Genomic DNA, 12,064 nt, shown 5'->3' with positions numbered 1-12,064 from the left:
ATAAGGACGCCAAGCGTGAACCTCTGCCAAGGACAATTGCCGATGACCGATCCCTCGATTGCCGATCTTTCCAAGGATGCTGCCGCCCGGGCCGCCGTGGCACTGGTCGAGCCGGGGATGCGGCTTGGGCTTGGGACCGGCTCGACCGCCGCAGTCTTTGTGCGCCGGTTGGCCGAACGGGTAAAAGCCGAGGGGTTTTCGCTGCGATGCGCCGCCACCTCGAAAGCGACGGCCGAGCAGGCGACCAGCCTTGGCCTGCAAGTCGAAGAGCTGGATGAGATCGGCTGGCTTGATCTGACCATCGACGGGGCGGATGAGGTTGATCCCGATCTGAACCTGATCAAGGGCGGCGGTGCTGCGCATCTGCGCGAAAAGATCGTCGCCACCGCGTCCAACCGCATGGTGGTGATCGCTGACCAGAACAAGGTTGTCGAGCAACTGGGCCAGTTTCATCTTCCGGTCGAGGTGATTCCCTTTGGCTGGCAGGCGACGCGCACCCTGATCCAGCGTGCGCTTGAACGGCTTTCGCTTTGGCCGCGCCCGATCCTGTTGCGCAAACGCGGTGAAGAACCTTTGCGCACGGATGAGGGCAATCTGATCCTTGACCTCGCGCTTGAGGCCATTCCCGACCCTGAGGCACTGGCGGCCGAACTTTCGGCAATTGCCGGAGTGGTTGAACACGGGCTTTTCCTGAATATCTGCCAACTGGCGATCATCGGCCGGCCTGATGGTTCGGTGGTCACACTGCGGCGTGAGGACAAGGAATGAAATTCGATTACGACCTTTTCGTTATCGGCGGCGGCTCGGGCGGGGTGCGCGCAGCGCGCATCGCGGCGGGCGAATACGGTGCCCGGGTGGGGCTGGCTGAAGAAAGCCGCATGGGCGGTACCTGCGTCATTCGCGGCTGTGTGCCGAAAAAGCTGATGATCTTTGCCTCGCAAGCCGGCGCCGCAGCGACAGAATCGCGCGGCTATGGCTGGCAGAGTGCTGGCGAGGGCAGCTTTGACTGGACCAGCTTTCACGGCAAGCTTGAACGCGAACTGGACCGGCTGGAGGGCGCATATTCCTCGGGCCTGTCGAATGCAGGGGTCGAGGTTCATATGCAGCGGGCAAGGCTGCATGATGCGCATACGGTCGAACTGGCGGACGGTCAGCGCCTGACCGCCAAACATATCCTTATTGCCGTAGGCGGCCGGCCGCAGCGTCCCGATATTCCGGGCAAAGAGCTGGGGCTGATCTCGGACGATCTGTTCACGCTTGATCGGCTTCCGGGTCGGGTGCTGGTGGTGGGGGGCGGTTTTATCGCCTGCGAATTCGCCACCATCCTGCAGGGTCTTGGCAGCGCGACCGTCCTTGCCTATCGCGGCGATGCGGTCCTGCGCGGCTTTGACGATGAGATGCGCCGCCATGTCACCGAACAGCTGCGTACCGTCGGCATCGACGTGCGGCTGAACACCAATCCGGCGCGACTGGATCGCGAAGGTGCGGCCGTCCGCGTCGGTTTCGAGGACGGCAGCAGCGAGGTCTTTGACGCAGTGATGTTTGCGACCGGTCGCGCACCCTATACCAAGGGGCTTGGGCTCGAAGAGGCTGGCGTCCGCCTTGGTCGCAAAGGCGAAATCGTTGTGGACGAATGGTCGCAAAGCTCGGTCCCCTCGATCTATGCCGTGGGCGATGTGACCGACCGCGTGAATCTGACCCCGGTGGCGATCCGCGAAGGGCACAGCTTTGCTGATACGGTCTTTGGTGCGCGTCCCCGCAAGGTGGATCACCGGCTGGTAGCCAGCGCCGTCTATACCCGCCCGCATGAGCTGGCGACCATAGGTGTGACCGAGGAAGAGGCCGCGGCCATCGGCCCCGCTGACATCTATGTCGCTAGCTTCCGGCCAATGCGTTCACTGTTTGCGGGGTCGGATGCGCGGGCGGTGATGAAGCTGATCGTCGATGCCGAAACCGACCGGGTGCTTGGCTGTCACATCTTTGGCCCCGAAGCCGGCGAGATGATCCAGATGGTTGCGGTGCCGATGGGCATGGGCGCGACCAAGGCCGACTTTGACGCAGCCATCGCCGTGCACCCGACACTTGCCGAAGAGCTTGTGACCATGCGCAAACCCTCGCGCCGGGTCGGGGTGGAAAAGACTGACAAACCTGCCGCATCGGCTTGATTTTTCGGCCCAAGGCACCAGTTTCAACCAGACAGACATAGAACGAGGCACGAGACGCATGGCACCACAAGGCCCCTGGGGCGGCGGCGGAGATGACGGCAAGGGCGGCAAAGAGCCGCCGCAAGGGGGCGGTCAGCGCCCCTGGGGCAGCGCAGGGGGCGGCAGGGACAACCGGCCGCAAGGCCCTCAACGCGGCGACCAGATTCCCGAAATCGAAGAGCTGGTGCGCAAGGGTCAGGACCGGCTGCGCGTGCTGATGGGCGGCAAAGGCGGCTCGGGTGGCAATCGCGGCGGCGGACCGCGCCGCCCGCAAGGCCCCCAGTTCCAGATGAGCCGCGGTGCCTGGGGCCTGGCGGCGCTTGCAGTGGTCGCGGTCTGGGCCTTTACCAGCTTTTACACCGTCAAGCCCGAGGAACGCGCAGTCGAGCTGCTGTTCGGCAAGCCGGTCGGCACGGGTGAGCCGGGCCTGAACTTTGCGCCCTGGCCCTTTGTCACCGCCGAGGTCGTGCAGGTCTCGGGTGAGCGGACGACCGAAATCGGCACCGGCCGGGCAGGTCCGATGGATTCGGGGCTGATGCTGACACGCGACCAGAACATCGTGGATATGGCATATCAGGTGGTCTGGAACATCTCGGACCCCGAGAAATTCCTTTTCAACCTCGCCGACCCCGAAGACACGATCCGCGCCGTCTCGGAATCGGCGATGCGCGACATCGTGGCACGGTCGGAACTGGCGCCGATCCTGAACCGCGACCGGGGTGCCATTGCCGACGACCTGAAACTTGCGGTGCAGAACACGCTGAACGACTATGAGGCGGGGATCAACGTGTTGCGCGTCAACCTTGACCGCGCCGACCCGCCGCGCGAGGTCATCGACAGTTTCCGCGAAGTGCAGGCCGCCCAGCAGGAACGCGACCGGCTTGAGAAAGAGGCCGATGCCTATGCCAACCGCGTGCTTGCAAGCGCCCGGGGTGAGGCTGCCGCCGTGATTGAACGTGCCGAGGCCTATCGCGCCGAGGCAGTGAACACAGCCGAGGGTGAGGCCGCGCGCTTTAACTCGGTCTATGCAGAATATGTGAAGGCGCCTGAAGTTACGCGCCGCCGGATGTATTTGGAAACCATGGAGAAAATCCTTGGCGGCGTGAATAAGGTCATTCTGGATGGCGAAGGCGGGCAGGGCGTCGTGCCCTATCTGCCGCTGGATCAGCTGCGCAGCAGGGCGCCCGGCTCTGCCAATACCAATACCGGCGGAGGGAACCAGTAATGAATCGCGCCATTTCGCTTTTGGCTCTGCCGTTTCTGGTCGTGGTGGCTGTTCTGGTCGTCGCTGCGCTTTATATCGTCGATGTGCGTGAAAAGGCGCTGGTCCTGCGCTTTGGCGAGGTGGTCGAGGTGCGCGAAGAGCCCGGTCTGGGCATCAAGGTGCCTTTCCTCGACAATGTGGTGAAATACGACGCCCGCATCCTTGGCCTGCCGACCCCGCCGATGGAGGTGACGCCTCTTGATGACCGCCGTCTGGTCGTCGACGCCTTTGCACGCTGGCAGATTACCGATGTCGTGCAGTTCCGCCGCGCGGTAGGCGCAGGCGGTATCGAGTTCGCTCAGCGCCGGCTTGAACCGATCGTGACCAATGCCATCCGTCAGGTGCTGGGTTCGGTCCCCTCAACCACTGTTCTGTCTGATGACCGGACCCCGCTGATGAACCGCATCCGCGACCTTGCGCGCGAAGATGCCAAAGATCTGGGCATCCGGGTCATTGACGTGCGTCTGACCCGCACCGATCTGCCCGAGCAGAACCTGACCGCGACCTATGCCCGGATGCGGGCCGAGCGTGAGCGTGAAGCGGCTGATGAGATCGCCCGTGGTGGTGAGGCCGCGCAGCGCGTCCGCGCCGCTGCCGACCGTACCGTGGTCGAGCTGACCTCCGAGGCGCGCAAGCGGGCCGAGGTGATCCGGGGTGAGGCCGATGCCCGTCGTAACGCGATTTATGCCGATGCTTTCGGCCGCGACCCTGAATTCTTTGCCTTCACCCGCTCGATGACCTCTTACGAGCGTGCGCTGAAGGGCGAGAACAGCTCGCTGGTTATCAAACCCGAGGGCGAGTTCTTTGACTATCTGCGTTCGGATGGTGCAGAGAACGCCCGCCCGGTGCCGCTGCCTCCCCCGGCTGCTGCTGCCACCGAGGCGGCGGATGAGGGCGATGTTCAGGGGGCTTTGCAGCCGGGTGAAACCCCTGCGCCGGTCCAGACGAACCGCGACGGCCAGCCCCTTGGGGCCAATGCGGGGGTGACGCTGACGCCCTTGCCGGAAACGCTGGCCAGCCCGCCGCAAGAAGAACCGGTGGTCACGCCCACCGAATGATCCGGGAAGGATCTGAATAGCAAAAGGGCGGGACAAGATGTCCCGCCCTTTTCTCATGCCTGCTTTCCGTTTCACTCGATGCGGGCGGCCTGCCGCTGTTCCTCTTCGGCCAGTTCGCGCTGCCATTCCCGCCAGATTGATACCAGCAGCGCCATCAGCACCGGGCCGACAAACAAACCCACGATACCCATGGTCTTGACCCCGCCGATCAGGCCGAAAAACGTCGGCAGGAAGGGCAGCTTGACCGGTCCTCCGACCAAGACCGGGCGGATGGTCTTATCGACTACGAAAAGCTCGCAAGTGCCCCATAAAAACAGCGCCGCCCCCGCTACGGGCGAGCCGCTGGCAGCAAGATAGGCCGAGACAAGGGTAAAGCACAGCGGTGCGCCACCCGGGATCAGCGCCATAAAGCCGGTGATGACGCCAAATGTCACGGGTGAGGGGACACCAGCCAGCCAATAGGCCAGCCCCAGCACCACACCTTCGCCAATCGCAATCAGGGTCATGCCGGTCACTGTCGAGCTGATGGTGGCAGGCACAACGCGCGACAGCCGCTCCCACCGGTCGGGCAGGATGCGCCGGCCGACCTGGTCGATCTGGGCGACAATCCGATCTCCGTCGCGGTAAAGCACGAACAGCGTAATCAGCATGAAAAGCAGCGTCAGGGCCAGATGAAAGGCCAGCGTTCCGGCTGTCACCGCACCGCGATAGATAGCCCCGATATTCGAGCCGCTGACCAGCTGCACGATCTCGCTGATGCCGCCTGGGCGGCCGACATAGTTCTGCCAGTTCTCGTCCAGCCAGTCTCCGATCTGGGGCAGCTCAACCATCCATGCCGGGGTTGGTGCGCCAGAACTGTTGATCATAATCGCCCAGTTGATCCAGTCGCGCAGCTCCCGAAAGGCATAGATCAGCGCCATGGCGATGGGAATCAGCAGAAAGCAGACCAGTACCAGCACCAGAAGCGTCGCCGCTCCGGTCCGGCCGAGATTGAGCTGAAATGCCGCGCGGTCGCGCAGGGGCCAACTTGCCAGCGCGATGACCGAGGCGGCCAACACAGGCACCAGAAAGCCGTGAAAGAAATAGACCGAAGCCGCCACAATAGCGAGCAGCAGCCAACGCGCAGCCGATATATTGGTCAGCAGGGGGGGGCGGTGCAGGCGCAGCCCGACCTGTTTCTGGCCTTGCCGCAACGCGGCGGTGGGGTTCGGTGCTGTCGCGCTTGTCGGTTTCGGCATTTCGCCTGTCGTCATGGTCCCGATCCTGCCTGCGTGCGGGTAAGCCCGCCATGTCGCAACAGGATAACATCTGGCCCCGGGCTGCAAGTCGGAATGCCACCCCGCCACGCGGGCAAGTCCTTGATCCCGGCTCACGATCCTGTGTGCTGGCCTGCGCGCGGGCGATCCGGACGATGCGTGACAGCCCCTCCCGACCTGGCTAACCTGTCGCGCACCAGGGGGTGTCCCGGCAAGGGGCTGAGAGGCTGCTGGCGCATATACTGCGCGGCGCGGCGACCCTTTGAACCTGATCCGGATCATGCCGGCGAAGGGATGGGAAGGGACCAGCCCGTCATCTGCCCGCCCTTTGCCGGCCCCACTGCGAGGCCGTCCGACTATCCGGTCTTGCCCCCGCCAAAGAGGATGCGATGACCGAAACCTTTTTTGAAACCTTGCGCCAGGAAACCGTTGCCCAATGGGATGCCGCCGTGAATCACCGCTTTGTGCGCGAGCTTTGCACGGGCGAGATCAGCGATGCGGTCATGGCGCGCTATCTGGTGCAGGATCACCGCTTTCTGGATGCTTTTCTGACGCTTCTTGGGGCGGCAATCGCCTCGGCAGACCGGTTCGAATCGCGCCTGCGCTTTGGCCGCTTTGCCGGCATGGTCTCAGGGGATGAAAATGATTATTTCCTGCGCGCCTTTGATGCGCTGGGGGTCAGCGCCGAGGCTCGTGCGCAGATCCCCGACAGCGCGCCAACCACGGGTTTTCAGGCCCTGATGCGCGAGGCTGCTGCGACGCGTAGCTATCCAGCGGTGCTGGCAGTGCTGAATGTGGCCGAAGGTCTATATCTTGACTGGGCAAGCCGTGCGCCCCAACCGCTGCCCCCGAATTTTGTCCATGCCGAGTGGATTACCCTGCACGATAATCCCTTTTTCCGCGATTTTGTCGCGTTCCTGAAAAAGGAACTTAATCGCGTCGGCTCACAGGGGGCGGATCAGGCACGGGACTTTTTCCGCCGGGCCGTTCAGCTGGAGCTGGAGTTTTTCGATGATAGTTACACTGGTTAGCGATTAATTCTCGACAATTTCGAGATGCAGCGGACCATTTGGCGGACCGCATTCCCGGTAGTCGAGAATGATGCGCAGCAGCCCGGCAGGCGCTACCCGCTCAGTGGTGTGGCGCAATTCAGGCGGGCTCCACCAGCGGAACTCACGAAAGGTGGCGGCCTCGGGCGCGTTAAGGACCCGGGGCACAAATTCCGGGGTCTCGATCAGAAAGTAGTCCTCGGACTGCCGCCAGCGGTGCTGGTGCAGGGTCATCATGACCTGCCGTTTCCAGACCAAAGGGCCAAGGGCGGGCAGGGTAAAGCCCAACTCTTCGGCCAGTTCGCGACGCAGGGTTTCTTCGGGCGTCTCACCCGGCTCAACGCCGCCGCCGGGAGTGATCCACCAATCGCCACTGCCGTAGTCGACACGCATCAGCAACACCCGGTCCCCGGGTGTCAGCAGAATGGCCCGCATGGCCTGTCGGTCGATGATCCTCATGCAGTCTGGGCCTTGGACAACAGGCAAAAGAAAAGGCCCCGATCCGGCACATGGCCGGGACCGGGGCCCCAATATGGTCAGCGACGCTTACTCGTCGTCATTGTCCGGCACATCGGCGATGTCATCCAGCGACACGTCGCCGTCGTCATCGTCATCATCCAGCAGATCGTCATCCAGATCGCCGGCATCGGCGTCATCGTCCAGATCGTCGTCAACAACCAGATCCGTTTGATCGTCATCGCGCGAGGCGGTCTTTTCCGCGATCAGCGAGCGTGTGCGGCCGTTGCTCAGGCTTTCCACCGTGAACTCGGCCCCGCAGGCGGGGCAGGTCATCGGATCGTTAGTCAGATCGTAAAAGCGCGTGGCGCAATGGGGGCAAAGGCGTTTCGTGCCCCATTCCTCTTTGGGCATGGTGTTCTCTTTCTGCCGCGTTCAGCTAAATCCGCTGTCCCCTGCCACAGCCGGAACAGGCTGTCAAAGCCTTTTCCCCCTTGCAGGGCAGAGGTGGTGCAGGGGAAACATGGGGCCAGAGGCAATGCTTGGCAAGATGCGATAAATCATGGACAGGATTCTGGTCGGAGGCGACATTCCCGTGACGTTGCGCCGTTCGGCCCGGGCGCGACGCATGACGCTGCGCGTTACACGGGCGGGGGGCGAGGTGGTCCTGACCCTGCCCAGCCGCGCCAGCCTAGCTGCAGGCCGTGCCTTTGCCGAATCGCGAGCCGAGTGGCTGCGCAATACGCGCGCAGGGATGCCGCCCCTGCAGCTGGCCGAACCCGGCGCGCTATTGCCTGTCGAGGGGCGGTTGCGGCGCATCGTCCCGGCAGCGACGCGGCGGATCGAGCTGGCCGGGGACGCAATCCTTGTCCCCGAACACCGCCCGGCCGGAGTGGTGGTTGAGGCATTTCTGAAACATCTGGCACAGGCGCGGCTGGCACCCGCCTGCGACCGTCATGCTGCGGCATTGGGACGCGGCTTTCAGGCGCTGGTCCTGCGTGACACCCGCTCGCGCTGGGGCAGCTGCACCCATGACGGCAGGCTGATGTTTTCATGGCGCCTTGCCATGGCCCCACCCGAAGTACTGGACTATGTCGCAGCGCATGAGGTCGCGCATCTGGCGCATATGGACCACTCGCCAGCCTTCTGGGCCGCGACCGCCCGCCTGCGGCCTGATTACGCCCGGCAACGCGCCTGGCTGCGCGCCCATGGCCATGAGTTGCAGGCATGGCGTTTTCGTGGCTGAAAGGGTCGCTCCTTTGCCTTGACGGCGGCCCCGTTTGTGATCACATGCGGGCATGAGTCCTTCGCGTTCCTCGGAAACCTCGGCCCATGAGCGGCTGTATCGTAACCTGCGTCAGCGCATCATGCTGGGCGAACTGCCGCCCGGTCAGGCGCTGACCCTGCGCGGCATCGCCGCCGAGCATCGCGTCTCGATGACACCCGCGCGCGAGGCGGTGCGGCGGCTGGTAGCCGAAGGGGCACTGTCGCTATCGTCATCGGGACGTATCGCCACGCCGGAACTGTCGGTCGAGCGGATCGAAGAGCTGGCGGCGCTGCGCGGCCTGATCGAGCCAGAACTGGCCTCACGCGCGCTGCCGCGCGCCCATCAGGCGCTGATCGAGCGTATGGCAGTCATCAACGCCGCTATTGGCGAGGCCGCAGAAAGCCATGACGCCATCGGCTATATCCGCACCAATCTTGAATTTCATCGCCTGCTTTACCTGCGTGCGCAGGCCCCGGCGATGCTTGCCATCGTCGAGACGGTCTGGCTGCAACTGGGACCGACGATGCGGGCGCTATATGGCCGGGTCAAACGCAATGAGCCGCCGCGCCATCACCGCATGATCCTCGCCTCACTGCGCGCGGGCGATGAACCGGGTCTGCGGCTGGCCGTGCGCGCCGATGTGACACACGGGCTACGCCATCTGGGCACGACCTGAGGCCATGCCGGACGAAGGGGGGTAAGCCCGGCGCATAGGCCGGGCCCCCTCAGACCTCTTCGATTCGCAACTCGACCGGCTCGCCTGCGATCACGCCGGTGCGGGGCAGGGCCTCGATTGCGTGGTCGATAGCCTCGGGCGTGGTCTTGTGGGTGACGATCAGCACCGGCGCGATGCCTTCATGACCCGAGTGGCCATATTGCCGCATCCGGTCGATCGAGATACCGGAATCGCCCAGGACCGCGGCAACCTTGGCCAGCGCTCCGGGTTTGTCGGTCAGTTGCAGGCGGATGTAATAAGCCGCCGGCACCGCCGTCCGGGCCGGTTGCGGAACCGACAGCCTGGCTGCGGGCTGGCCAAAGCTGGGAATACGCACGCCGCGCGCGATTTCGACCACATCCGAGATGACAGCACTGGCGGTCGGACCTTCGCCCGCACCTGCGCCGCGCAGTACGATCTGACCGACCGAGTCGCCTTCGATCACCACCATGTTGGTACCGCCCTGCAATTGCCCCAGCGGGCTGTCAGCAGGGACCAGACAAGGCGACATGCGCTGTTCAAGCCCGCGCCCGGTCATCTGCGCCACACCCAGCAGTTTAATGCGATAGCCCATATCGGCGGCACGGCGGATATCGTCGATGCTGACGCGCTCAATCCCCTCGATCTCGACTGCGTCAAAACTTGGGCGGGTGCCAAAGGCAATGGCGGCAAGGATCGCAAGCTTGTGGCTGGCGTCGATCCCGCCCACGTCAAGCGTCGGGTCGGCCTCTAGGTAGCCAAGCTGGCGTGCCTCTTCAAAGACGGTCTCATAGGGCAGGCCGGCGCTTTCCATCCGGGTCAGGATGTAGTTGCAGGTGCCGTTCATGACCCCCATGACGCGGCGGATCTCATTGCCTGCCATCGATTCAGTCATCGCCTTGATGACGGGGATGCCGCCTGCCACCGCTGCCTCGAACCGCAGGACGCGGCCATTCGTCTCGGCCAGCCCGGCCAGCTCCTGGCCGTGGATCGCAAGCAGCGCCTTGTTTGCGGTGACCACGTCCTTGCCGGACTTCAGCGCCGCCAGCACCGCTTCGCGGGCAATGCCTTCTTCGCCCCCGATCAGTTCGACGAAGATATCGACATCCTCGCGCAGCGCCAACGCGCGGGCATCATCTTCCCACGCGTAAGAGGACAGATCGACGTCGCGGTTTTTCATCCGGTCGCGGGCGCTGACAGCAGTAATGGTGATGGGTCGGCCAGCGCGAAGCCCAAGCAGCTCGGCATGTTTCTGGATGATCTTGACGGTGCCGGTGCCGACCGTCCCGAGACCTGCGATGCCGAGACGAAGCGGAGAGGCGTTTTGCCCCAAATTCTGGGCGGACATGCGAAACTCTTATCTATGGACCAAGAGGTGTTAGCGGATGAAACACGGGCTTGCAACGCGCTTGGCTAGGCTTCGTCGTCGCCGGCCCAATAGCCCTGGACACCCGTTGCCCGCATGACGCGCAGCACGCGGGCACCGATCTCGACCGTGTTTTCGCGGATGCGGTTCAGATCATCGACGCTAAGGGGGTCGCGTTGCACATCGCCCTTTGTGTTGACAAAGGCGGGATGCCAGCGCCCCCTTTCCTCGGTCGGTCGCCACGAGGCATGACAGAGCAGGTTGCGATGCAGCCGGATCTCGCCCAGATGGTCGGTGATCCGGTTACGGTCACGCAGCCCGGGATGGCGGCGCATCGCGGCATCAAGCTGCTCGATCAACGTGCCCATGGAATCATCGGCAAGATTGCTCATCCGGCTAAGCCAGGTCTGCAGCTCTTCTTCGGTCAGATCGTCTGCCAGACGGGCGCGATCAAGCGCATAGATGGTGCGCTTGATGATCTCTTCCAACCAGCCAAAACTTGCCACACATTGACCAAGTGCCGCAGAAAAATCCGAGGGCAGCGTGTAATGCGTCTCGGGCGGGGCTCCTATTCGCGCCATAATTTACTGACCCATGAAACAGGAAGAAGGTAATGGCGCAGGTGGCGCGACAGGCTTTCACGCCGACGCCCGTCAAAGGTGGCACGCAAGTGGTCCAGAGGTGCGCGATGGCTGTCCTTGTCGCTCCAGCGGCCAAGGATCGCGTCAGGCGGATTCAGGTCGCCAGGAAAGATCACGATGCGGGTTCCGTCCGGGATGCGCGCCTCGCGCAGATAGTTCAGCGGGAAATTCGGCACGCAATGCATGCGGAAATGCGCAAGCCACCCCCTGGGCCAGAATTTCACCCCGCCCGGAGCGTTGCGGGTCACAAAGCGCTGCTCATATTTGAACTTGTCGGCCGCCGCCTGCGGGTCGGCACGAAAGATGTCCTGCAAAGGTTTCAGCTTTCCAACCCGCATCCGATAAACCGAGGTCTGACCCATTTTCTCCAGCGGAGTATTCGGATTGAGCCCCAAAACCGTGTCATCCGGGTCGCCATAGGCAAAGAAATCATCAAGATTGCCGGTGATGATGACATCCAGATCCAGAAACAGCACCACACCTGTCACATCGCCCAGATCGCCCCATAGCCGCGACTTGGGCCATTTGCCTTTTGTGTTGACCGGAGCCTGATATTCGAACTCGGGCAGGGGACGCACAGCGATATCAGGATGCAGGCCGCTGCCATCATCGGTAAAGCAATACAGCCGAAAGGGCGGGGTGATATTGCGTGCAACCATACCGTAAAGGCGGTTGACAAATTCCGGGCCGAATTTCGTACCCCATTTGATGCAGATAATCTGCTTGACCGTGCCGTTGCGCCCGTCGTTCATCCTGCCCCCGAGTCTTCGGGCCGCGAGTGTTCCACAGGCCCCGCCGACAGGCAAGGC

General features: G+C 63.3%; 13 protein-coding genes and 1 riboswitch. Of the genes, 7 read left to right on the top strand and 6 right to left on the bottom strand.

What is annotated here, in order from left to right:
• Nucleotides 1–42: 42 nt before the first annotated feature.
• From rpiA to hflC, 4 genes are read left to right on the top strand one after another with little or no spacing between them, the layout of a single operon-like run.
• Nucleotides 43–768 (top strand): ribose-5-phosphate isomerase RpiA, encoded by a 726-nt coding sequence (rpiA, locus tag F8A10_RS11665; RefSeq protein WP_085502430.1) that lies wholly within the window; start codon nucleotides 43–45, stop codon nucleotides 766–768.
• Nucleotides 765–2,165 (top strand): glutathione-disulfide reductase, encoded by a 1,401-nt coding sequence (gene gorA, locus F8A10_RS11660; protein ID WP_152367403.1) that lies wholly within the window; start codon nucleotides 765–767, stop codon nucleotides 2,163–2,165. The genes rpiA and gorA overlap by 4 nt, the downstream gene beginning before the upstream one ends.
• 58 nt (nucleotides 2,166–2,223) lie before the next feature.
• Nucleotides 2,224–3,429 carry an FtsH protease activity modulator HflK gene (gene hflK / locus F8A10_RS11655; RefSeq protein WP_152367402.1) on the top strand — a complete coding sequence of 402 codons (1,206 nt, stop codon included), beginning with the start codon at nucleotides 2,224–2,226 and terminating at the stop codon, nucleotides 3,427–3,429.
• Nucleotides 3,429–4,526, top strand: a complete 1,098-nt coding sequence (hflC, locus tag F8A10_RS11650) for a protease modulator HflC (RefSeq protein WP_010396190.1) — start codon at nucleotides 3,429–3,431, stop codon at nucleotides 4,524–4,526. Before hflK ends, hflC begins: the two co-directional genes overlap by 1 nt.
• A gap of 71 nt (nucleotides 4,527–4,597) precedes the next feature.
• Here the strand turns inward: hflC and F8A10_RS11645 are convergent, their stop codons facing one another.
• A complete protein-coding gene (locus tag F8A10_RS11645; RefSeq protein WP_010396189.1) occupies nucleotides 4,598–5,779 on the bottom strand; it encodes an AI-2E family transporter in 1,182 nt (393 codons plus the stop codon).
• A gap of 192 nt (nucleotides 5,780–5,971) precedes the next feature.
• Nucleotides 5,972–6,094: riboswitch (TPP riboswitch) on the top strand.
• Nucleotides 6,095–6,171: 77 nt separating this feature from the next.
• Between F8A10_RS11645 and F8A10_RS11640 the strand changes: the two genes are divergently transcribed.
• Nucleotides 6,172–6,813, top strand: coding sequence for a TenA family protein (locus F8A10_RS11640; protein ID WP_010396187.1), 642 nt, complete (start codon nucleotides 6,172–6,174; stop codon nucleotides 6,811–6,813).
• Between the two features lie 3 nt (nucleotides 6,814–6,816).
• Here F8A10_RS11640 and F8A10_RS11635 read toward each other — a convergent pair whose 3' ends face one another.
• Together F8A10_RS11635 and F8A10_RS11630 are read right to left on the bottom strand one after the other, a co-directional pair.
• A complete protein-coding gene (locus tag F8A10_RS11635) occupies nucleotides 6,817–7,290 on the bottom strand; it encodes an NUDIX hydrolase (protein ID WP_193668258.1) in 474 nt (157 codons plus the stop codon).
• Nucleotides 7,291–7,377: 87 nt separating this feature from the next.
• Nucleotides 7,378–7,701 carry an FYDLN acid domain-containing protein gene (locus F8A10_RS11630; protein WP_010396181.1) on the bottom strand — a complete coding sequence of 108 codons (324 nt, stop codon included), beginning with the start codon at nucleotides 7,699–7,701 and terminating at the stop codon, nucleotides 7,378–7,380.
• Between the two features lie 148 nt (nucleotides 7,702–7,849).
• Here F8A10_RS11630 and F8A10_RS11625 point away from each other — a divergent pair, with 148 nt between their 5' ends.
• Together F8A10_RS11625 and F8A10_RS11620 are read left to right on the top strand one after the other, a co-directional pair.
• On the top strand, nucleotides 7,850–8,533 hold the full coding sequence (locus tag F8A10_RS11625) for a M48 family metallopeptidase (RefSeq protein ID WP_010396178.1): 684 nt from the start codon (nucleotides 7,850–7,852) through the stop codon (nucleotides 8,531–8,533).
• 52 nt (nucleotides 8,534–8,585) lie between these two features.
• Nucleotides 8,586–9,230 (top strand): GntR family transcriptional regulator, encoded by a 645-nt coding sequence (locus F8A10_RS11620; RefSeq protein WP_010396176.1) that lies wholly within the window; start codon nucleotides 8,586–8,588, stop codon nucleotides 9,228–9,230.
• A 49-nt stretch (nucleotides 9,231–9,279) separates the two neighbouring features.
• Here the strand turns inward: F8A10_RS11620 and F8A10_RS11615 are convergent, their stop codons facing one another.
• From F8A10_RS11615 to F8A10_RS11605, 3 genes are all read right to left on the bottom strand, one after another.
• On the bottom strand, nucleotides 9,280–10,596 hold the full coding sequence (locus F8A10_RS11615; RefSeq protein ID WP_010396174.1) for a homoserine dehydrogenase: 1,317 nt from the start codon (nucleotides 10,594–10,596) through the stop codon (nucleotides 9,280–9,282).
• Nucleotides 10,597–10,661: 65 nt separating this feature from the next.
• Nucleotides 10,662–11,195 (bottom strand): hypothetical protein, encoded by a 534-nt coding sequence (locus F8A10_RS11610; protein ID WP_010396172.1) that lies wholly within the window; start codon nucleotides 11,193–11,195, stop codon nucleotides 10,662–10,664.
• Nucleotides 11,183–12,007, bottom strand: coding sequence for a glycosyl transferase (locus tag F8A10_RS11605; RefSeq protein WP_085502427.1), 825 nt, complete (start codon nucleotides 12,005–12,007; stop codon nucleotides 11,183–11,185). Before F8A10_RS11605 ends, F8A10_RS11610 begins: the two co-directional genes overlap by 13 nt.
• Between the last annotated feature and the right edge of the window lie 57 nt (nucleotides 12,008–12,064).

This window comes from Paracoccus kondratievae, from assembly GCF_009301415.1.
Classification (GTDB): Bacteria; Pseudomonadota; Alphaproteobacteria; order Rhodobacterales; family Rhodobacteraceae; genus Paracoccus; species Paracoccus kondratievae.
Note: the sequence above shows the minus strand (reverse complement) of the source record. Positions and strands in the feature narration are given on the sequence as shown.

Excerpts from the sequence above, each read along its gene's own strand:
- F8A10_RS11605 (WP_085502427.1), bottom strand. The coding sequence starts at position 12,007 with ATGAACGACGGGCGCAACGGCACGGTCAAGCAGATTATCTGCATCAAA.
- F8A10_RS11630 (WP_010396181.1), bottom strand. The coding sequence starts at position 7,701 with ATGCCCAAAGAGGAATGGGGCACGAAACGCCTTTGCCCCCATTGCGCC.
- F8A10_RS11640 (WP_010396187.1), top strand. The coding sequence starts at position 6,172 with ATGACCGAAACCTTTTTTGAAACCTTGCGCCAGGAAACCGTTGCCCAA.
- F8A10_RS11635 (WP_193668258.1), bottom strand. The coding sequence starts at position 7,290 with ATGAGGATCATCGACCGACAGGCCATGCGGGCCATTCTGCTGACACCC.
- rpiA (WP_085502430.1), top strand. The coding sequence starts at position 43 with ATGACCGATCCCTCGATTGCCGATCTTTCCAAGGATGCTGCCGCCCGG.
- hflC (WP_010396190.1), top strand. The coding sequence starts at position 3,429 with ATGAATCGCGCCATTTCGCTTTTGGCTCTGCCGTTTCTGGTCGTGGTG.
- hflK (WP_152367402.1), top strand. The coding sequence starts at position 2,224 with ATGGCACCACAAGGCCCCTGGGGCGGCGGCGGAGATGACGGCAAGGGC.
- F8A10_RS11610 (WP_010396172.1), bottom strand. The coding sequence starts at position 11,195 with ATGGCGCGAATAGGAGCCCCGCCCGAGACGCATTACACGCTGCCCTCG.
- F8A10_RS11645 (WP_010396189.1), bottom strand. The coding sequence starts at position 5,779 with ATGACGACAGGCGAAATGCCGAAACCGACAAGCGCGACAGCACCGAAC.
- F8A10_RS11615 (WP_010396174.1), bottom strand. The coding sequence starts at position 10,596 with ATGTCCGCCCAGAATTTGGGGCAAAACGCCTCTCCGCTTCGTCTCGGC.
- gorA (WP_152367403.1), top strand. The coding sequence starts at position 765 with ATGAAATTCGATTACGACCTTTTCGTTATCGGCGGCGGCTCGGGCGGG.
- F8A10_RS11620 (WP_010396176.1), top strand. The coding sequence starts at position 8,586 with ATGAGTCCTTCGCGTTCCTCGGAAACCTCGGCCCATGAGCGGCTGTAT.
- F8A10_RS11625 (WP_010396178.1), top strand. The coding sequence starts at position 7,850 with ATGGACAGGATTCTGGTCGGAGGCGACATTCCCGTGACGTTGCGCCGT.